Annotated in this window: 16 protein-coding genes; 10 read left to right on the plus strand and 6 right to left on the minus strand. The window is 69.6% G+C overall.

The features are described 5' to 3' along the window. Window positions 1–12: 12 nt before the first annotated feature. From ABCR94_RS06525 to ABCR94_RS06535, 3 genes are all read left to right on the plus strand, one after another. A complete protein-coding gene (locus ABCR94_RS06525; protein WP_347118074.1) occupies window positions 13–4,626 on the plus strand; it encodes a DUF6531 domain-containing protein in 4,614 nt (1,537 codons plus the stop codon). Between the two features lie 23 nt (window positions 4,627–4,649). Further along, a complete protein-coding gene (locus ABCR94_RS06530) occupies window positions 4,650–5,117 on the plus strand; it encodes a hypothetical protein (RefSeq protein WP_347118075.1) in 468 nt (155 codons plus the stop codon). A gap of 917 nt (window positions 5,118–6,034) precedes the next feature. After that, window positions 6,035–6,814 (plus strand): phosphatase, encoded by a 780-nt coding sequence (locus ABCR94_RS06535; RefSeq protein WP_347118076.1) that lies wholly within the window; start codon window positions 6,035–6,037, stop codon window positions 6,812–6,814. Here the strand turns inward: ABCR94_RS06535 and ABCR94_RS06540 are convergent. From ABCR94_RS06540 to ABCR94_RS06555, 4 genes are all read right to left on the minus strand, one after another. Continuing rightward, a complete protein-coding gene (locus ABCR94_RS06540; RefSeq protein WP_347118077.1) occupies window positions 6,784–7,758 on the minus strand; it encodes a cation diffusion facilitator family transporter in 975 nt (324 codons plus the stop codon). The genes ABCR94_RS06535 and ABCR94_RS06540 overlap by 31 nt on opposite strands. Before the next feature lie 64 nt (window positions 7,759–7,822). Then, complete coding sequence (gene tesB / locus ABCR94_RS06545; RefSeq protein WP_347118078.1) at window positions 7,823–8,695, minus strand: acyl-CoA thioesterase II; 873 nt, start codon at window positions 8,693–8,695, stop codon at window positions 7,823–7,825. Window positions 8,696–8,740: 45 nt separating this feature from the next. Beyond that, window positions 8,741–9,898 carry an acyl-CoA dehydrogenase family protein gene (locus tag ABCR94_RS06550; RefSeq protein ID WP_347118079.1) on the minus strand — a complete coding sequence of 386 codons (1,158 nt, stop codon included), beginning with the start codon at window positions 9,896–9,898 and terminating at the stop codon, window positions 8,741–8,743. 104 nt (window positions 9,899–10,002) lie between these two features. After that, window positions 10,003–11,616 (minus strand): PucR family transcriptional regulator ligand-binding domain-containing protein, encoded by a 1,614-nt coding sequence (locus ABCR94_RS06555; RefSeq protein ID WP_347118080.1) that lies wholly within the window; start codon window positions 11,614–11,616, stop codon window positions 10,003–10,005. Between the two features lie 221 nt (window positions 11,617–11,837). On the opposite strand from ABCR94_RS06555, the gene ABCR94_RS06560 reads away from it, so the two are divergent. The 4 genes from ABCR94_RS06560 (at window position 11,838) to ABCR94_RS06575 (ending at window position 17,151) form a co-directional block, all read left to right on the plus strand. Continuing rightward, the gene (locus tag ABCR94_RS06560; protein ID WP_347118081.1) at window positions 11,838–13,346 is read left to right on the plus strand and encodes a sodium:solute symporter family protein; all 1,509 of its coding nucleotides are present in this window, start codon (window positions 11,838–11,840) and stop codon (window positions 13,344–13,346) included. Between the two features lie 42 nt (window positions 13,347–13,388). After that, window positions 13,389–14,366: an agmatinase gene (speB, locus tag ABCR94_RS06565; protein WP_347118082.1), complete on the plus strand. Its 978-nt coding sequence runs from the start codon at window positions 13,389–13,391 to the stop codon at window positions 14,364–14,366. Then, the gene (locus ABCR94_RS06570) at window positions 14,363–16,048 is read left to right on the plus strand and encodes a thiamine pyrophosphate-binding protein (RefSeq protein WP_347118083.1); all 1,686 of its coding nucleotides are present in this window, start codon (window positions 14,363–14,365) and stop codon (window positions 16,046–16,048) included. The genes speB and ABCR94_RS06570 overlap by 4 nt, the downstream gene beginning before the upstream one ends. Before the next feature lie 185 nt (window positions 16,049–16,233). Further along, entirely contained in the window at window positions 16,234–17,151 is a 918-nt protein-coding gene (locus tag ABCR94_RS06575) for a serine hydrolase (protein WP_347118084.1), read from the plus strand. A 76-nt stretch (window positions 17,152–17,227) separates the two neighbouring features. Here the strand turns inward: ABCR94_RS06575 and ABCR94_RS06580 are convergent, their stop codons facing one another. Together ABCR94_RS06580 and ABCR94_RS06585 are read right to left on the minus strand one after the other, a co-directional pair. Beyond that, window positions 17,228–17,449: a DUF397 domain-containing protein gene (locus ABCR94_RS06580; RefSeq protein ID WP_347118085.1), complete on the minus strand. Its 222-nt coding sequence runs from the start codon at window positions 17,447–17,449 to the stop codon at window positions 17,228–17,230. Then, window positions 17,442–18,236: a helix-turn-helix domain-containing protein gene (locus tag ABCR94_RS06585; RefSeq protein WP_347118086.1), complete on the minus strand. Its 795-nt coding sequence runs from the start codon at window positions 18,234–18,236 to the stop codon at window positions 17,442–17,444. The genes ABCR94_RS06580 and ABCR94_RS06585 overlap by 8 nt, the downstream gene beginning before the upstream one ends. 114 nt (window positions 18,237–18,350) lie before the next feature. Here ABCR94_RS06585 and ABCR94_RS06590 point away from each other — a divergent pair, with 114 nt between their 5' ends. From ABCR94_RS06590 to ABCR94_RS06600, 3 genes are all read left to right on the plus strand, one after another. Next, complete coding sequence (locus tag ABCR94_RS06590; RefSeq protein ID WP_347118087.1) at window positions 18,351–18,584, plus strand: hypothetical protein; 234 nt, start codon at window positions 18,351–18,353, stop codon at window positions 18,582–18,584. An 83-nt stretch (window positions 18,585–18,667) separates the two neighbouring features. Next, on the plus strand, window positions 18,668–19,009 hold the full coding sequence (locus tag ABCR94_RS06595; RefSeq protein ID WP_347118088.1) for a hypothetical protein: 342 nt from the start codon (window positions 18,668–18,670) through the stop codon (window positions 19,007–19,009). Then, window positions 19,009–19,326 carry a hypothetical protein gene (locus ABCR94_RS06600; protein WP_347118089.1) on the plus strand — a complete coding sequence of 106 codons (318 nt, stop codon included), beginning with the start codon at window positions 19,009–19,011 and terminating at the stop codon, window positions 19,324–19,326. The genes ABCR94_RS06595 and ABCR94_RS06600 overlap by 1 nt, the downstream gene beginning before the upstream one ends. Window positions 19,327–19,378: the final 52 nt, after the last annotated feature.

Here is a 19,378-nt window from a genome sequence, read left to right on the forward strand (position 1 = left end):
GGTGATTGGCATGTGTTGGATCTGGAGTCGGATCCGGTGCCGGGTGATCCGTTGCGGGTGAAGGCGCTGTCGCGGGAGTTGCAGGACTTCGCCGATGACGTGTCGGATGCTTTGCGGCTGGTCAAGGGGATGGCCAGTGAGGATGCGGTCCTGACGTGGGCGGGGAAGTCCGCGAAGGTGTTTCAGGATGAGTTCGAGGATGTTCCGAAGAGTCTGAAGAAGTTGGAGAAGTCCTACGGGATGGCCGGGGATGCTTTGGCGGCGTACTGGCCGAAGTTGGAGCGGGCGCAGGCGCTGGCGGACAAGGCTCTGGTCAACGGGCGTGAGGCGCAGGCGGACTTGAAGTCGGCCACCGCCCGTTTGACGGATGCGGATTCGTGGGTGGGGCGGGCGACGAAGGAGTCCGACGACTTCCAGAAGGACAAGGAGAAGAAGGACGCGCCGGCGCCTGATGAGGACAAGGTGCGGGCGGCGACCCGTAATGCGCAGTCGGCCAAGAGTGCGCAGGGTTCGGCGAAGTCCGATGTGAGTTCGGCGAACAGTGCGTTGGATGCGGCGAAGAAGATGGCCGCTGATGCGCGCACGATGCGTGAGGATGCGGCGCGGGAGGCGAAGGACAAGCTCGACGAGGCCTCCGATGCGGGGATCAAGAACCGGAAGTGGTGGGAGGAGGTCGGGGACTGGGTCACCGACAACTGGGACACCATCGTCACCGTCTGCAAAGTCGTGGTGGCGGTCCTGGGCATTGTCGCGATGATCATCGGTGGGCCGATCGCCCTCCTTGTCCTGGCTGCCGCGCTGGTTGTCCTTGCGGACACACTCAACAAATACCGCAAGGGTGAAGCGTCGCTGTGGGATGTGGCGTTCGCCGCCCTGGACTGCATCCCGGGGATGAAGGGGCTGACCACGCTCGGCGGGCTCGCCAAGGGCGGCATGGCGGCGATGAAGGGCCTCAAGGGCATGGGCGCGGCAGTGCGCGGGCTGGGCAAGGGTGGTGCCCAGCAGATGAAGAACCTCTACAAGGGGCTGCGCTCGGGGTCCGGTGACGGGGCCAAGGCGGGCCAGCAGATGAAGAAGCGCTGCAAGGGCGGCGACCCCGTCGACATGGTCACCGGCGAGATGCTCATGTCGCACACGGACGTCAGCCTGCCGGGCCTGCTCCCCCTGGTGATCGAGCGCCACCACGTTTCGAGCTTCCGCTCCGGGCTTTGGTTCGGTCCGGCGTGGATGTCGACCTTCGACGAGCGCCTCGAACTCGACGGCGACGGCGCCGTCTGTGCCAGTGCGGACGGCATGCTCCAGGTCTACCCCGTGCCCGAGCCGGACCGCCCGGTGCTGCCGAGCCACGGTCCGCGGCGCCCGCTGACCTGGGACGGAACCTCCGGCGGCACCGTCACCGTCAGCGACCCCTTCACGGGGCTCACCCGGCACTACGGCCCCGCGCTCGTCCCGGAAGCCTCCGACGCCCCCGACGACAGCGGGACGGCGGCCGTTGTGCTCCCGCTGCGTTCCGTCGCCGACCGCAGCGGCGACCGTCTCGACTTCGAGCGGACCTCCGACGGCACGCCCGTCGCGGTCCGCCACTCCGGTGGTTACCACCTCGCGGTCGACACCGAGGACGGGCGGATCACTGCCCTGCGACTGATGGAGCCCGCCAAAACCACGACCGGCTCGCACCCCGCCACAGTCCTGCGCACGTACTCCTACGAGGAGCCGCAGCGCCAGCTCACCGCGATAGCCGATTCCGCCGGCCGCCCCTACCGGCTGACGTACGATGAACTCGGTCGCATCACGTCCTGGACCGACCGGAACAACGGCTCGTACCGCTACGGATACGACGGCCCCACCGACCGTGTGGAGCACGGCATCGGCCAGGACGGCGCGATGTCCGCGCAGTTCGCGTACGACGACGTGTGGCGCGTGACCACGATGACCAACAGCCTCGGTCACCGCACCGAGTACCACCACGACGAGCAACTTCACCTCACCCGTGTCGTCGACCCGTTGGGCTTCGCCGTTCACACCACGCACGACGCGTACGGGCGACTGCTGTCCCACACCGACGAACTGGGCAGCACGACCCGCTTCACCCTCGGCGAGAACGGGCAGCCGGTGCGCGAGGACCGGCCCGACGGCACCACCGTCCAGGTCGCTTACAACGACGACCTCCTGCCGGTCGCCATCACGGAAGCCGACGGAACGCGCTGGGAGTGCGCGTACGACGACCGGACCAACCTGCTCACCACCACCGACCCGCTGGGCGCGGTGAGTTCGTACACGTACGACGAGCGCGGGCACCGGATCACGCAGACGGACGCGCTGGGCAACACCTTCCGGTTCGACAACAACGGGGCCGGGCTTCCGGTCCGGGTCGTCGATCCGCGCGGCAGTGTCGTGACCGTGCACAGGGATGCGTTCGGGCGTGTGCTGCGCATCGAGAACCCGGTCGGCGGGACCGTACGCCAAGGCTGGAGCGCCGAGGGCCTGCTGCTGTGGAGGCAGGACTCCGACGGCGGCCGGGAGTCCTGGTCGTACGACGCGGAGGGAAACCTCGTCGAGCACCGCGACGCGGGTGGGTCCACCACCGCGTTCGAGTACGGGGCGTTCGATCTGCCCAGTGCCAGGACCGACCCGGACGGTACCCGCTACCTCTTCACCCACGACACCGAGTTGCGGCTCACCGCGGTAACCAACCCGTTCGGCGAGGAATGGAGTTACCGCTACGACGCGTCGGGCGGCCTGACCGGCGAGACCGACTTCAACGGCCGCACACTCAGCTATGTCTGCGATCCGACCGGACGCCAGGTCGAGCGGGCGAACGGCAGCGGCCAGACCGTACGGCTGACCCGCGACGCCGCAGGCCGAGTGGTGTCGCACCGCACTGACGACGGCGCGGTCACATCCCTGCTCTACGACGCGGCCGGACGCCTCCTCAAGGCCGTGAACCCCGACAGCAGCGTTGCCTATGCCTACGACGCGGTGGGCAGGATCGTCGCCGAGTCCGTCGACGGCCGGACCGTCACCAGCGCGTACGACCCGCTGGGCCGACGCCTGGAGCGGACCACGCCCTCCGGCGCCACCTCCCGCTGGTCGTACGACGCCGCGGGCCTGCCCACATCGCTCGTCACCGCAGGCGGCGAGCTGGCCTTCGCGTACGACGCAGCGGGCCGAGAGACCGCCCGGAGCCTGGGCGGCGCCGCCACACTGACGCAGGCTTGGGACGCCGGCCATCGACTCGTCGAGCAGGTCATCCGCTCGGGCGGCGCCGACGACGGCCGTCCCGAGGGCGCGGTCGTGCGGCAGTCCCGCTCCTACTCCTACCGTGCGGACGGCCACCTGACCGGGATCACCGACCGGCTCGGTGGCAGCCGCAGCTTCGACCTCGACCGTGCGGGCCGTGTCACGCGAGTGTCGGCCGGAACCTGGACCGAGTCCTACGCCTACGACGACCTCGGCAACCTCACCGCGGCCTCCCACCCGGCTCCCGCCGGTCAGGACGCTCAGGGCCCGGCGCAGCATTCCGGCACGAAGGTCACCTCGGCGGGCCGCACGACGTACGAGCACGACGACCAGGGGCGCGTGACCCGCGTGATCCGCCGGACGCTCTCCGGACTACGCCGGATCTGGGCGTACACCTGGGACGCCGAGGACCGGCTGACCGAGGCCGCGACGCCCGACAGCGGCAGGTGGCGGTACCGGTACGACGCGCTTGGCCGGCGCACCGTCAAGTCACGTCTCGCCGAAGATGGTTCGGTCACTGACGAGACGCTCTTCACCTGGGACCGCGCCAACCTCGCCGAGCGGCAGACGGTCCGGGACGGCCTGGCCGAGGCCGACACCTGGGACTGGGAGCCAGGCACCCACCGCGCGGCGGCCCAGGTGCGCAGCCGGTGGCGCACCGCCGACCCGGACGAGGTCAGCAGGCAGTTCTACGCGATCGTCACCGACGTGGTCGGTACCCCCGGCGAACTCGTCGCCGAGGACGGCACGATCGCCTGGCGTTCCGCCACCAGCCTGTGGGGAAGGCCCCTGGCCGACGGCGACGACGGCCTGTGCCCGCTGGCCTTCCCCGGCCAGTACCGCGACGCGGAAACCGGCCTGCACTACAACCTGTCCCGCTACTACGACCCGGACACCGCGAGCTACCTCTCACCCGCCCCGCTCGGCCTGGCACCCGACCCGAACCAGCACGCGTACGTCGACAACCCCTTGCGCTGGAGCGACCCGCTCGGCCTGGAGGGCGACGATCCGATCCGCGTCTACGACGACTCGGAGTACAAGAAGCACGGTTCAGGGAGCAGCTCGTCGGCCAAGGGCGAGGTCAGCCGCGCGCCCTCCGACGGCCAGGCAGCGCTGGACAGGTCCATCGACCTGGATCCGAACAACCCGAATGTCACCCGGCGTCTCGGGGTGGACCATGTGAACAACGAGATCGTGGTCCTGGACCGGCATCGGCCGATTATGGACAAGGACGGCAATATCGTCAGGGAGATCTACCACGGCCACGTCCGGTCCGCGTACCCGTCAGACGGCATCACCGAGGGGCATCTGACCAAGCTGAAAAGGGCAGGCATGATCAATAACACCAAGAAGCAGCGCGTGCTCCCGCCCAAGTGCGACGGGTGACAGACGAAGTGCGAAGGTTGGTTATGGCGTCCGAATGGGACTGGGAAAGCGGTGAGGGTCTGTCGGGCATCGACGACCCGACCGCAGTGGACGCCGCATTCGAGCGCGGCGAGGAGCACCTCGGTTCGGCGGTGATCGGGCTGGCGTTCAGGTGCCCGCCGGAGGTGGCGTCGCCGCGGATCGTGCGAGCGATGCGGGTGCTGGACCCCACTCGGCGGGAGCTCGCGTTCACCGCGGCGGGCATCGTGGCGCGGCTCCACGGCGAGCTGACGCCGGAGTTGTACGCCGCTCTGCGAGCTGAGGGCCCCGGTGGCTTCGCCGAGAACGCCATCAACGACACGCTGTACTTTGTGCCGTTCCGGCAACTGCCGCCGTGGTTCAAGCGACGGAAGGTGCTGACCAAGGTGCGGGACCAGGTGGAGGGCTGGTGGCTACGGTCCGTGGAAGCAGTCGGGGATGCCTGGCGGGCCCTGCGCAGACGACGGTCGTAGAAGGAGATCGGCTCCCGCTTCTTCGCCATTGTCACCGATCTGGTCGGCACTTCCACGGGTGGGGGGCGGAGGGAAGCGCGCCCCGAGGAGTTGGCCTGGGCGAGTTGCTTGCATTTCCCGAAGCCGGACTTCGGGATTGAGGTCCGTCGACTGCCCGAGGGGTGCAAGCTGGGAGCTCACGATCCAGCAAGCTTGTGGATGCCCCTTGTGTCCGTGAACGCCTGGTCCCGTTTGGTCGCCCTGAGAAACGCGCCGAGTTGCTCGGGGAATTCGGACAGGACCGTCCTTGGTGCGTCGCTCTCCCGTAGGCCTTGCTATCGCGACGTTCACGCAGTTCGCGGCTTCCCCGCTGAACGATGATTTCTGCCAGACAGTGTCGGTCGGCACTCTTGCTCCCCTCAGACCAGGATTCGTGCAGCTGATGCTGTGGATCAGGAAGGAATCAGAAACGTGGAGATCCGGGAAGTGGTCTCAAGTTTCTCTGGCGCTGTGCCGCTCGCCGGTTTGAGAATCTATCGCCGGATCAGAGATAGTTCTATCGTCGACTGGCTAGGTTTGGAAAGCACCCCAACTCCTCCTCCGGACCGGAGACTTCGCATGGCAACCGTATCCCCGCCGCAGCCCACCCCCGGTCGGCCGGAAGGGGCTGGCTCACGCCGACGGGAGCGCCGATGTGTCCGCCGTTTCCGGCGGGCTGCGGTTGTCGCTCCGGTCGCCCCAGCGCGCCCTGCAGTGGTTCAGCCGGCTCGCGGGCAGCGCGCGCTTGCGGCTCGTATGGGCAGGTCCCGGTGATCGTGTGGGCGGCAGGGTCCCGGTGAGGCTCGTCCCCAGGAGCCCGGTCCCGGGGTGAGATTCTTCGCGCGTCCACCTTCCAAGACAGCAGGCACGCTCCGCGTACCGCGCGGCACAATGGGCCTATGCCGATACCCAGCCGAGACGCCCTTGTCGACCATCTTGTCCGTTGCCGGATCGCCGGAGACGTCGCCACTCCACGTGACAACAACCTCTCCCACTACCGCAAGCTCGCCAACGGCGACCGTCACTACTGGCTCGGGCTTGAGCTCGGTGACCGGTGGGCGGACGAGCAGGACGTGCTTGCCGTGATGGCCGAGCGCTGTGGGGTCAGCGACGATCCCGGGCACCGCGCCGGGCAGGACACCATCGACCCCGAGCTGACGGTCGACGCCCTGGAGCGGATGGCGGCGCGGCTGCGCAAGGCCGCCGCCGGCAAGGAGCGGGTGCTGTTCGCGACCGGGCACCCCGGTGGGCTGCTCGACGTACACCGGCAGACCGCCGAGGCGCTGTTGGCCGCAGGGTGCGAGATCGTACAGATTCCGGGTGGGCTCACCGCAGACGAGGGCATGGTGTTCCAGTTCGCCCGGGTCGCGGTCCTTGAGCGCGGCGCGACGCTGTGGCACACCCATTCGCCGGAGCCGATGCGCGCCATTCTCAACGGGATGGAGCACGAGGGCCGGGCGCTGCCCGACCTCGTGGTCGCCGACCACGGGTGGGCGGGCTGCGCGGGGCAGCGTGGGCTGGATGCCATGGGGTACGCCGACTCCAATGATCCGGCGCTCTTCCTCGCCGAGGCCGAGGGGACGCTCCAGGTCACCGTCCCGCTGGACGACCACGTCACCGACCCGCGCTACTACGACCCGATGACGGCCTACCTGCTGGACGCGGCCGGTCTGCTCTGACCGGACCCCGGCGTCGGGTCCAGATAGACGCGACGGATCGCGGGGAAGCGTTCGCGCAGCTGCTGCTCCGCCTCCTCGCAGGCCCACTCGATCTGCCCGGCGCTCGACACGTCCCGGAAGTCGATCTTCGCGGCGATCAGTACCTCGTGCGGCCCCTGGACCAGCGTCGTCAGCTCCAGTACGCCGATGATGTGCGGTACGGACAGGATTTCCGCCCGTACGATCTCGCGCATCTCCCTCGGCAGCGCGCGGCCGATCAGCAGCTGGGCGTTGCTGCTGCCCAGGACCCAGGCGACGTATACGAGCAGCAGGCCGATCAGGATCGATGCGAGGCCGTCCCACACGCCCGAACCGGTGAGCTGCCCGCCGAGCAGGCCACCCGCCGCGAGCAGCAGTCCCACCAGCGCCGCCGAGTCCTCCATCACGACGGCCTTGACCGCCGTGTCGGGGGTGAAGCGCAGATAGCGGCCGACCGGGGTGCCGAAGCGGGCCGCCTCGCTGCGGACCTGCTTGATGCTCGTGCGCAGCGAGTAGCCCTCCAGGAGGAAGGCGACCGCGAGCACGATGTACGAGATGAGCGGGTCGCCAAGATCCTCGCCGTGGGTGAGGGTGCGGACGCCGTCGTACATGGCGAAGACCGCGCCGCCGACGAACGTGGCGACGGAGGCGAGCATCGCCCAGATGTAGCGCTCCGGGCCGTAGCCGAGCGGATGGTCCTCGTCCGCGGGCTTCTCGCTGCGCTTGAGCGCGGTGAGCAGCATCAGCTCGGTGACGTTGTCGGCGACCGAGTGGGCCGCCTCCGAGAGCATCGCGCTGGAGCCGCTGATGACACCGGCGACCGCCTTCGCGACGGCGATGCCGAGGTTCGTGACCGCCGCGACGATCACGGTGGTGGTGCTTTCACCCTGAGGGACGGGTGGGCCCTGCTCGCCCGGTTCGGTCATGTCTTGGACCGTATGTCCGATCAGGGGCGGACGCGAACCATGCCGCCCTGGGCGCCGTCCCGGGCTAGCGCGGTACGCGCACCACGCCCTCCTGGATGACGGTGACCGCCAGCTGCCCGTCCCGTGTGTAGATCCGGGCCTGGCCCAGCCCCCGGCCGCCCGACGCCGAAGGCGACTCCTGGTCGTACAGCAGCCACTCGTCCGCCCGGAAGGGCCGGTGGAACCACATCGCGTGGTCGAGCGAGGCGCCGACGACGTCACCGGTCGCCCAGCCGCCGCGGCCGTGCGCGAGCAGCACCGAGTCGAGCAGTGTCATGTCGGAGACATACGTGGCGAGGCAGAGGTGGAGCAGTGGGTCGTCGGCAAGTTTGCCGTTCGTACGGAACCAGACCTGCGACCTCGGTTCGCGCGGCTGCCCGACGCTGCCGTACGGCGGGGCGTCGACATAGCGCAGATCGACCGCCGCGCGGGCTTCGAGGAGGCGCTCGACGACACCCGGGTCGCGGAAGTGCTCGGCGTAGCGCGGCAGCATCTCGGCGGCGGTGGGCAGCGTCTCGGGGTCCGGTGCGGGCGGCATGGCCGCCTGGTGCTCCAGGCCCTCCTCGTACGTCTGGAAGGACGCGGAGAGGTGGAAGATCGGCTGCCCGTGCTGGACGGCGACAACGCGGCGCGTGGCGAAGGAGCGGCCGTCCCTGATGCGGTCGACCGTATAGACGATCGGCGCTCCAGGGTCGCCCGCGCGCAGGAAGTACGCGTGCAGGGAGTGCGCCGTGCGGTCCTGGGGGACTGTGCGGCCGGCCGCGACCAGGGCCTGGGCCGCGACCTGGCCGCCGAAGACGCGGGGCACGATGGCCGAGCGGCTCACGCCCCGGAAGATGTTCTCCTCGATCTGCTCAAGGTCGAGCAGATCGAGGAGGGAGTGAAGTGCCGGATTCATGAAGGCAGTTCTACAGGTCGGAGGAAAGGTTGCTGATCTACCGGTCTACAGGCCCATGTCCTTGGCGATGATCATCTTCATGACCTCGCTGGTGCCGCCGTAGATGCGGTTGACCCGGTTGTCCGCGTACAGGCGGGCGATCGGGTACTCGTTCATGAAGCCGTAGCCGCCGTGCAGCTGGAGGCACTTGTCGATCACGCGGTGCGCGACCTCGGTGCAGAACAGCTTCGCGGACGCGGCCTCGGCCGCCGTCAGCTCACCGGCGTCGATGGCCTCGACCGCGCGGTCGACGACCGCCTCGGCGGCGTCCACCTCGGCCTTGCAGGCGGCCAGTTCGAACTTGGTGTTCTGGAACGCGGCGACCGGCTTGCCGAAGACGGTGCGCTCCTGCACGTACTGCTGGGCGAACCGGATCGCGGCCTTGGCCTGTGCGTACGCGCCGACGGCGATGCCCAGGCGCTCCTGCGGCAGGTTCTGCCCGAGGTAGTAGAAGCCCTTGTTCTCCTCGCCGAGCAGGTCGTCGACCGGGACCTTGACGTCGGAGAAGGACAGCTCGGCGGTGTCGGAGACCCTCAGGCCCAGCTTGTCGAGCTTGCGGCCGACCGCGTAGCCCTCGGCCTTGGTGTCCACCACGAACAGCGAGATGCCGTGGCGGCGGTCCTCGGCGGTGGGCGCGGCGGTGCGGGCGCAGACGATCACGCGGTCGGCGTGGACGCCACCGGTGATGAAGGTCTTGGCACCGTTGAGGACGTAGTGCGTGCCGTCCTCGGAGAGCTTGGCGGTGGTCTTCATGCCGGCCAGGTCGGAGCCGGTGCCGGGCTCGGTCATGGCGATGGCGTACATCGAGGCGCCGGAGACGAAGTCGGGAAGCCAGCGCTTCTTCTGCTCGTCGGTCGCGTACGCCTTGAGGTACGGCAGGCAGAGCAGTACGTGCACACCGGAGCCGCCGAAGCTGACGCCCGCGCGGGCGGTCTCCTCGGCCATGACGGCCTCGAACTTGAAGGTCTCCATGCCCGCGCCGCCGAACTCCTCCGGCACCTCGATGCCGAAGACGCCCAGCTCACCGAGCTTGTAGTAGAAGTCGCGGGGCGCCTGGCCCGCCGCGAACCACTCGTCGTAGACCGGCACGACCTCGGCCTCGATGAATGCCCGGATGGTGTCCCGGAACGCCTCGTGGTCCTCGTTGTACACAGTACGGCGCACGGGACGCCCTCCCTTTGGCTTCGGTCGACGCGGCTAAGCGCTTGCTCAGCTTAAGTTACCCGTGGGTCACAGAGGCTGTCCAGATCAAAGTGGTACGCCGTGCGTCACACCTTGCCCGGCTCCTCCAGCCAGCGCAGCGCGAACCAGAGATCCATCCGTACGTCCGCGTCGTCCAGATCGGCGCCGAGAAGGGCCGCGCAGCGGGCGATGCGCTGGCGGACCGTATTGCGGTGGACGTTCAGTGCGACGGCCGTACGGTCCCAACTGCCGTGCAGCGAGAGCCAGGTGCGCAGGGTCCCGGTCAGTGCGGGGGAGGCGGAGATCGGGGCGAGCTGCACGCGCGCGTGGGCGCGGGCCTCGTCGGGCGCGACCAGGGAGGTGACCCCGGCGCCCGCCTCACCCCGGTCGCGCACCAGGTCGCGACGGGTCGCCTCGGCCCGGTGCGAGGCCTGGGCCGCACGGGTGGCGGAGGCGGGCAGGTCATGCGGGGGTACGGGCGGGCCGACGCCCAGGGTCCAGCCGGGCTGCGGGGCGATGTCGCGGTCCCCGGTCAGCAGGATCTGTACGGCGCCGTTCGCGTCCGGGGCCAGCAGTGCGCTGCCGAGGTCGGCGGCCAGCGCGGCTGCGGAGAGCGGATCGGGGCTGCCCGGCGCGGCGGGGCGGGCGTGCACCACGGTCCAGTCGCCCGCGCCGAGCAGCGGAGCCACGGCGGTGGCGTCCGCCCCGAGCAGCAGCCGCACCAGGGCGGTGGTGCGGCCGGCCTCGGCGGAGCCCTGGTGGGGCGTGGTCAGCAGCGAGAGCAGGACGGCGGCGACCCCGGCGATGGTGTGGTCCCCGCCTTCGCGCCGGTCGGCCGCGACACCCAGGACGAGATCCTGGCCGCCGGCGAGTGCGTACGCGGCGAGGTGGGTGTCACCGACGGAGTCGGTGGCGGAGGCGGGCGCGGGGCGCTGCGGCGGGGCGCCCTCGGCGGCGCTTGCGCCCCCGGAATGCGTGCCCGCGCCCCCGCCCCCCACCGCATCGCGTAGCGACGGGTTGACCACATGCGCCAGCCGGTTCAGCGTCGCGCGCGTCTCCGGCGCCGGGACCCCGCCCGCCGAGGCGATCTCCGCGCCGCCCGGCCCGAGGAGCACCGTCCAGCCGCCGGCGCCGCCGAGCCGGGTCGCCAGCTGGTGCAGCACCGCCGGGACCGGGTCGGGGCGGGCCGCAGCCGTGGCCAGGCCCTGCTGGGCCTGCGACACCCGGCGCAGCTCGTGGTGGCGGGCCTGGGCCATCAGGAGCCACACCGCGCGGGCGACCGCCGTGAACGGCGTCTGCGGCGGGACCTCGATGAGCGGCAGCCCGTACCGCCCGCACGCCTCGACCAGCGCGTCCGGCACCGTGTCGTACACCGGCGCCACGCCGAAGCCGAGCGCCGCGGCGCCCGCCGCCACCACGCGGGACACGTAGTGGTCGGCGTCGCTGAGCAGGACGCCCGCCGTCAGCAGCAGTTCGCCGCCGAGCAGATACGGATACGGATCGGCCATCTCCGAGGTGTGCACCCAGTGGATCACCGTGTCCGCGTGGACCACCGCGTCCGCGTCCGTGTCCGCGCCGGTGGCTGTGTTCGTCGGCCCCGCCACCTGGCGCAGCCCCAGCTCCTCGCGGGCGAGCAGCGCCGCGAGGGAGATCGGTGGGGTCGGTGGGGTCGGCGGAGTCGGTGAGGTCTGATCCGGCATGGTGGATGGTCCATCCATAAAGGGTGCTGGGAGTGGATGAAACGTACACTTCAGCGTCGCTTCTCGGCCACCTAGGGTCAACCGCACGGAGAACGGGCCGTGGCCCTGCCCCCCCACACCCCCAGCAGCCGCCACGCTCCCGTACGTCCCGTGCACCCCGTACTCCCCGAACACCCGCACTCTCCCCCCGTCCCCGAAGTGCACGAAGCGGAGGAAAGCCCATGGCTGTCGACTACGCGGTGATCTTCGTCTATCTCGTAGGCATGCTCGCGATGGGCTGGTGGGGCATGCGCCGCGCCAAGTCCAAGAGCGACTTCCTGGTCGCGGGCCGCCGCCTCGGCCCCACCATGTACTCCGGGACGATGGCCGCCATCGTCCTCGGCGGCGCCTCCACCATCGGTGGCGTCGGCCTCGGCTACAAGTACGGCCTGTCCGGCGCCTGGATGGTCTTCGCTATCGGCCTCGGACTCCTCGCGCTCTCCGTATTCTTCTCGGCGCGCATCGCCCGCCTGAAGGTGTACACCGTCTCCGAGATGCTCGACCTGCGCTACGGCGGCGGGAAGGCGGGCATCATCTCGGGCGTCGTCATGTGGGCGTACACCCTGATGCTCGCGGTCACTTCGACCATCGCGTACGCCACGATCTTCGACGTCATCTTCGACCTGAACCGCACGCTGTCGATCATCCTCGGCGGCGCGATCGTCGTCGCGTACTCGACGCTCGGCGGCATGTGGTCGATCACCCTCACCGACATGGTGCAGTTCGTCGTCAAGACGATCGGCGTGCTGATTCTGCTGCTGCCGATCGCGGTGATCAAGGCCGGCGGCTTCAGCGAGATGAAGGCCACGCTGCCCACCGAGTACTTCGACCCGCTGGGCATCGGCGGCGAGACGATCTTCACGTATGTGCTGATCTATACGTTCGGCATGCTGATCGGGCAGGACATCTGGCAGCGCGTCTTCACGGCCCGCAGCGACAAGGTCGCGCGTTACGGCGGCACGGTCGCCGGTACGTACTGCCTGGTGTACGCCCTGGCCGGGGCCGTCATCGGCACCGCGGCCAAGGTCCTCTACCCGGACCTCGCCAACGCCGACGACGCCTTCGCGACCATCGTGCGCGACGAACTGCCCATGGGCGTAAGGGGACTTGTACTCGCCGCGGCACTGGCCGCCGTGATGTCCACCTCGTCGGGCGCGCTCATCGCCTGTGCCACCGTCGCGAACAACGACATCTGGCAGCGGCTGCGCGGCGCCGTCACCCGGGACGCCGACAGTGATCACGACGAGGTGCGGGGCAACCGCATCTTCATCCTCATCATGGGCATCGGCGTCGTCTGTATCGCGATCATGCTGAACAATGTGGTGGAGGCACTGACCGTCGCCTACAACCTGCTGGTCGGCGGCCTCCTGGTGCCGATCCTCGGCGGCCTGCTGTGGAAGCGCGGCACGGTGCACGGGGCGCTGGCCGCGGTGGTCGTCGGCGGAACCGCGGTTGTCGGCCTGATGTCGGTCTACGGCATCCTCGCCAATGAGCCCATCTATTACGGGCTGCTGCTTTCGCTCTCGACGTACGTCGTCGTCAGCCTGCTCACTCCGCCGACCGACGCCGCGGTGCTCGCGGCCTGGCGGGAGCGGCTGGCGGGCCGCGGCACGGAACCGGCACCCGAGTCGGTACCAGGGTCGGAGCCCGAGTCGGCACCCGAGTCGGAGCCCGCCGCCACCCGCGGGTAGAGTCACAAAACGCAACGAAGCGTAGGAAAGAAGGCACTTCACATGAGCAGCAACGAGCAGCAGCCGCGCGGCCCCGTCGACTCGTCCCGCATCCCGCGGTACGCAGGACCCGCGACGTTCGCCCGGCTGCCGCGCCTCGACGAGGTCGGCGGCAGGACCGACGTCGCCGTGGTCGGCGTGCCCTTCGACTCCGGGGTCTCCTACCGGCCCGGAGCCCGCTTCGGCGGCAACGCCATCCGCGAGGCCTCACGGCTCCTGCGCCCGTACAACCCGGCGCAGGACGCCTCGCCGTTTGCGCTCGCGCAGGTCGCCGACGCCGGTGACATCGCCGCGAACCCGTTCAACATCAACGAGGCCGTCGACACCATCGAGGCCGCCGCCGACGAACTGCTCGGCAACGGCGCCCGCATGATGACCCTCGGCGGCGACCACACCATCGCGCTGCCCCTGCTGCGCTCGGTCGCCAAGAAGCACGGCCCGGTCGCGCTGCTGCACTTCGACGCGCACCTGGACACCTGGGACACGTACTTCGGCGCCGAGTACACGCACGGCACCCCGTTCCGCCGGGCCGTCGAGGAGGGCATCCTCGACACCGAGGCGCTCAGCCACGTCGGCACGCGCGGCCCGCTGTACGGCAAGAAGGACCTGGACGACGACGCCAAGATGGGCTTCGGCATCGTCACATCGGCCGACGTCATGCGACGCGGCGTCGACGAGGTGGCCGACCAGCTGCGCCAGCGCATCGGCGACCGCCCGCTCTACATCTCCATCGACATCGACGTCCTGGACCCGGCGCACGCCCCCGGCACCGGCACCCCGGAGGCGGGCGGCCTGACCTCGCGCGAGCTCCTGGAGATCATCCGCGGTCTCGCCGACTGCAACCTGGTCTCCGCGGACGTCGTCGAGGTCGCCCCGGCGTACGACCATGCCGAGATCACCTCCGTCGCCGCCTCCCACACGGCGTACGAGCTGACCACGATCATGTCCCGTCAGATCTCGGCGGCCAGGGCGGCCAAGTGACCCACGACCACGACCTGGTGCTGCGCCCCACCGAGGCGCAGACCACCGCGGCGCTCAACGCTCCCCCCGGCCGCAACGGTGGCGACCTCGTCGTCGAGACGCTCCAGGGACTCGGCGCGACCACCGTCTTCGGGCTGCCCGGCCAGCACGCGCTCGGCATGTTCGACGCGCTGCGCCGCTCCTCGCTGACGTACATCGGACTGCGTGTCGAGAACAACGCGGGCTTCGCCGCCGACGCCTACGGCCGCGTCACCGGTGAGGCCGCGCCGCTGCTCCTGTCCACCGGGCCCGGCGCGCTCACCTCGCTGGCCGCGCTCCAGGAGGCGGCGGCGGCCTCCGCGCCCGTCCTCGCGATCAGCAGCCAGATCCCCACCGCGGGTCTCGGCGGCGGCCGGCACGGCTATCTGCACGAACTGCGCGACCAGAAGGCGTCGTTCCGCGACATCGTGAAGTCCGTGCACACGGTGCGCTCGGCCTCGCAGATCCCGTCCGCCATAGCCGAGGCCTGGGAGTCGGCGCTGACCGCTCCGCACGGCCCGGTGTGGATCGAGATCCCGCAGGATGTACTCCTCGCCGAGACGATACTGCCGGTCGTCACGGCCATGGACGCGACCCCGCACGAGCTGCCCCCGCGCCCCGAACTGACCGCGCTGGCAGCCCACTTGCTGTCCACCGCGGCCCGCCCGGCGATCATCGCGGGCGGCGGAGTCGTACGCTCCGACGCGGCCGGCAAGCTCCTCGCGCTCGCCGAACGCCTGAACGCACCGGTCGTCTCGACCTTCGGCGGCAAGGGTGCGTTCCCGTGGGAGCACCCGCTGTCGCTCCAGTCCTGGATGGAGGACCGGCACACCACCGACCTCCTGGAGGACGCCGACGTCCTGCTCGTGGTCGGCTCGGGCCTCGGTGAACTGTCCTCGAACTACGGCACGTTCCGCCCGCGCGGCCGGATCGTCCAGATCGAGGCCGACCTCGGCAAGCTGGAGTCGAACTACCCGGCGCTGGGCATCCACGCCGACGCGCGCCTGGCGCTCTCCGCCCTCCTGGAGACCGCCCCCGAGCGCCCGGACCCGACGGCGGCCGAGCGGGTACGTACCGTCCTCACCGCCGTACGGGCCCGGATCGCGTCCCAGGACCTGGACCTGGAGCAGGGCATTCTCGCCTCGGTGCGCGACGCCCTGCCCGCCGGGTCGCCCAGCTTCTGGGACATGACGATCCTGGCCTACTGGGCCTGGTCCGCGTGGCCGGGCGCGCTGCACTCCGCGCAGGGCGCGGGCGGCCTCGGCTACGGCTTCCCGGCGGCGCTCGGCGCCTCGGCGGCCGACCGTACGAAGCCGGTCCTCGCGGTCTCCGGCGACGGCGGCGCGATGTACTCGATCGCGGAGCTCGCCACGGCCCGCCAGTACGACCTGCCGGTCACCTGGCTGATCGTCGACGACGGGGGCTACGGCATCCTCCGCGAGTACATGACGGACGCCTTCGGCGAGAGCACCGGCACGGAGCTGTCCCGCCCGGACTTCGTGGCCCTGGCCGAGTCCTTCGGCGTCCCGGCGACCCGCACGACCCCGGAAACCCTGCGCGACGACCTGGCGAAGGCCCTGTCGGAGCCGGGCCCCTCGGTCGTCGTACTCCCGGCGCTGCTGCGCATGTTCGCCGCGACGCACCTGGAGAACGGCGACAGCTGAAGTGGGGTGTGGGTGCGGGGGCGTTCCTCGCACCCACACCCACACGGGCGTCCGCCCCTGTCATAAACCCCCGTTACGAACCCCCGTTACAAACCTGTATCGAACGGACATCCGCGTCCCGTACAACCTTTCCGCCCCCTGCGGGTCATCTGAATCAGTAACCAACGGGGACGGGGAACCACACCATGACGCACCACCGAATAACACGCGCCGCAATAGCCACTGCCCTGGCCGGGGCCGTTCTTGTGCCGCTGTCCGCCGCGGCGCCCGCCGCCGCCGCTCCCGCGCCGACGGTGGCCTGCACCTCGGCCAAGGCCGGGCTCGCGGACAAGCTCACCAAGGACATCACCGCGGCGCTCAGGGGGCGCAGGTCACTGACGGCGATCTCGCTGCACGACCGCACCACCAAGACCACCTGCACCCTGCGCGCCACGCAGAAGTACGACTCCGCGAGCGTGGTCAAGACGACCGTCCTCGCCGCGCTGCTCTGGGACGCCAAGAAGACCAACCGCTACCTGACCGCGCGCGAGACCAAGCTCGCCACCGCCATGATCACCAAGTCCGACAACGACTCCACCAGCGCGTTGTGGGCCCAGCTCGGCCCGACGAGGATCAAGAAGTTCCTGACGGCGGCCAAGATGACCGACACCGTGCCCGGCGCGGGCCGCTACTGGGGCCTGACGCAGATCACCGCGCGCGACGAGCAGAAGCTGCTCGACCTGCTGACCGCGAAGAACACCGTACTGAGCGACAACTCGCGCGCGTACATCCTCGGCCTGATGCGCAAGGTCATCTCCTCCCAGCGCTGGGGCACCCCCGCGGGCGCCCCCTCCTCCGCCACCATCCAGGTCAAGAACGGCTGGCTGCCGCGCTCCACACACGGCTGGCGGGTGCACTCCATGGGCGCGTTCACGGGCGGTCGCCACAACTACGCGATGACGGTCCTCACCCACGACAACCCGGCCATGAAGGACGGCGTGAACACCATCCAGGCCGTGTCCAAGGCGATCCACAAGGCCCTCAACCCCACGGCCGCCGCATCGACCCTGTACACCCCGACGCAGACCCCGCACGAGGCGATCCCGGCGGTGCCGAAGGCCTGAGCGGCTCGTCAGACCGGCCGTTGGGGATGTGACACGGTCTCCGTCACACGACAGAGGCCGCTCGGGGCGAACCGGATCAGGCGGGGAAGGTGCTGGTCCTGATTGCGGCGACGAACGAGGACCAATCGGCCACCGAGAACAGCAGGGCCGGCCCGTGAGGGAACGTGGAGTCACGGACGGGAACGCCCGACGGGTGGCTGTCCAGCACCTCGACGCAGCTTCCCGCATCTGAGCCGCTATAGGACGACTTGCGCCAGCCGCTCAGCATGGCAGCGTTCGGGATGGTGCGCTTAGTCATGGTGTCCGTATTCCTTCGCTGTCGCCCTCATGAGGGCAAGTGACTCCTTCAGCGGCAGTGCGTCGCTCAGCGCAAGATCGTAGGCGCCCTGGAACCGTTCGACCAGGGCCGGGGAATCATGCACCTGGCCCATGTGTAGGCCTTCGGTGTAGGCCACCGGGGGCTGATCCTCGAACCACATCAGGGTCGCCATGCTGTGCAGGAGCGGGTGAGCGCCAAGGCCGAGAGGCAATACGTGTGCACGCACGCGCCTGCTCTCAACCAGGCGGACTACGTGCATGATCTGCTCGGCCATGACGTCTGGACCGCCCACGGGGCGGCGCAGTACAGCTTCGTCCAACAGTGCCCACACTACGGGCGTCACTGGATTGGTGAGGATCTTCGAGCGCTCAAGTCGTGTGACGACGATCCTGTCACTCTCCTCGTCACTCCAGGGAGGGAAAGCGACGCTCAAGACCGCACGCATGTACCGCTCCGTCTGAAAGATGCCAGGCATGTAAGAAAGAGCGAACTCGCGGATGATTGCTGCCTGCTGCTCCAGTTGGCGCGCTGCTTCGAAGTGATCAGCGACTGCCGAGTCGTCCTGCGGCAGAAAGCTACTCAGCACGTTTCCCGTGTTCAGAGACCTGTCCAGGCGGCGAGCGTCCTCCTGTGAGGGGACGCGGCGGCCCGCCTCGATGTGCGAGATGTGCGAGCGGGTCATCACCGCCGCGTCGGCCAGCTGCTGTTGCGTCAGCCCTGCCGCTTTCCGCTGTTCCTTCAGCCAGTCACCGTACGTGTTAGTCATGGCCAACTCCCGTGCGACAAAAGCTTCGTCACTCTCTGCCCTCTAGCGAGCCTAGCTCGCGCCATCTCACCCTGTGAGTGGATCGCTACACAGCGAAAGCGAAGGGATTGGGCGATGGCAGCAGAACCCGAACGACAAGCGGCAGCCGGCAAGGTTGGCGAAGCCGAGGTGGCGCGCGACGAGTTGGCCAGAGCCCTCCGGCTCGCCGGGATTCAGTTCCCGGCCATGGACGTCAAGCCGGCCGGTTGCGGTGAAAACCCCTCGTACGCCCTCGTGGAGTTGGGGCGCTGCTCGCCGCCCGTGGCCCGCGCCCTGGCGGCCGTCATCGCGAAGGGTGCGACCAAGTAGCTGCGCCAATGGGCCGCTTGCCGCAACGAGACCACCCGCCACCCACGTAAGGACCCCCGCGATCGAGCCAACGATCCGGGGGCATGGCCCACCTGAAGAAGCAGGTCGACATGAGCCACCGTATCGCCCGTATCTTCGAGCCGCTGCTGAGGCTGCTCCTCCCCGCACGCGGGCGCCATCGCGTCGCCGCGTCAGTGACCGCCGCCACCTTCGTTCCGCCACCGCCACCGCCACCAGTGCCGCCCGCCTGGCCGTTCCTGCGCGGCGAGGACTCCCCTCTCGTACGTCCGTATCTCCGTGTCCATGAACTTCGCGAACTCCGCGAAGAGGCACGCCTCCAACGGCAGCGGCGGCGCGATCTGTGGTTCGCCCTCTACGGGATCGACCTCGACACCCGCGACATCCACGGCCTGGGAGTCTCCTGATGGACGTCTACTCCACAGCCTCCGCCCGGCTGCTGCCCTGGGTCAGTGCCGAAGGCAAGCCGTGCTACCTCGTGAGCGACAGCGCCGGGCCCGTCTCCCGCGTGGCCGACAGCATGGAGTCGATCCAGCTCGGCCTGGCCGCAGATCTCATCGACGAGGCCCAGCGCATGCTGGAGGAGCGGGCGTGGACGCCCGGGGAGCTTCATCTCCTCGCCGTCCAGCTGACCGAATCCCTCTGCGCGGTGCACCGCGTCGCGAAGAGCCGAGGTGCACGCCTTCTCGTGCCCGCGAACGGCGACCCCGCGGTCCGGGCCTGACCGGTTCGCCCAACCCGGGGACGTATCCGTACTTGCGGCCTCACACGACCGG

The sequence above is a fragment of the Streptomyces changchenzhani genome, assembly GCF_039766235.1.
Lineage (GTDB): Bacteria > Actinomycetota > Actinomycetes > Streptomycetales > Streptomycetaceae > Streptomyces.

Excerpts from the sequence above, each read along its gene's own strand:
- ABCR94_RS06555 (WP_347118080.1), bottom strand. The coding sequence starts at position 11,616 with ATGCCGGATCAGACCTCACCGACTCCGCCGACCCCACCGACCCCACCG.
- ABCR94_RS06585 (WP_347118086.1), bottom strand. The coding sequence starts at position 18,236 with ATGACTAACACGTACGGTGACTGGCTGAAGGAACAGCGGAAAGCGGCA.
- ABCR94_RS06590 (WP_347118087.1), top strand. The coding sequence starts at position 18,351 with ATGGCAGCAGAACCCGAACGACAAGCGGCAGCCGGCAAGGTTGGCGAA.
- ABCR94_RS06600 (WP_347118089.1), top strand. The coding sequence starts at position 19,009 with ATGGACGTCTACTCCACAGCCTCCGCCCGGCTGCTGCCCTGGGTCAGT.
- ABCR94_RS06535 (WP_347118076.1), top strand. The coding sequence starts at position 6,035 with ATGCCGATACCCAGCCGAGACGCCCTTGTCGACCATCTTGTCCGTTGC.
- speB (WP_347118082.1), top strand. The coding sequence starts at position 13,389 with ATGAGCAGCAACGAGCAGCAGCCGCGCGGCCCCGTCGACTCGTCCCGC.
- ABCR94_RS06530 (WP_347118075.1), top strand. The coding sequence starts at position 4,650 with ATGGCGTCCGAATGGGACTGGGAAAGCGGTGAGGGTCTGTCGGGCATC.
- ABCR94_RS06580 (WP_347118085.1), bottom strand. The coding sequence starts at position 17,449 with ATGACTAAGCGCACCATCCCGAACGCTGCCATGCTGAGCGGCTGGCGC.
- ABCR94_RS06560 (WP_347118081.1), top strand. The coding sequence starts at position 11,838 with ATGGCTGTCGACTACGCGGTGATCTTCGTCTATCTCGTAGGCATGCTC.
- tesB (WP_347118078.1), bottom strand. The coding sequence starts at position 8,695 with ATGAATCCGGCACTTCACTCCCTCCTCGATCTGCTCGACCTTGAGCAG.
- ABCR94_RS06575 (WP_347118084.1), top strand. The coding sequence starts at position 16,234 with ATGACGCACCACCGAATAACACGCGCCGCAATAGCCACTGCCCTGGCC.
- ABCR94_RS06595 (WP_347118088.1), top strand. The coding sequence starts at position 18,668 with ATGGCCCACCTGAAGAAGCAGGTCGACATGAGCCACCGTATCGCCCGT.
- ABCR94_RS06540 (WP_347118077.1), bottom strand. The coding sequence starts at position 7,758 with ATGACCGAACCGGGCGAGCAGGGCCCACCCGTCCCTCAGGGTGAAAGC.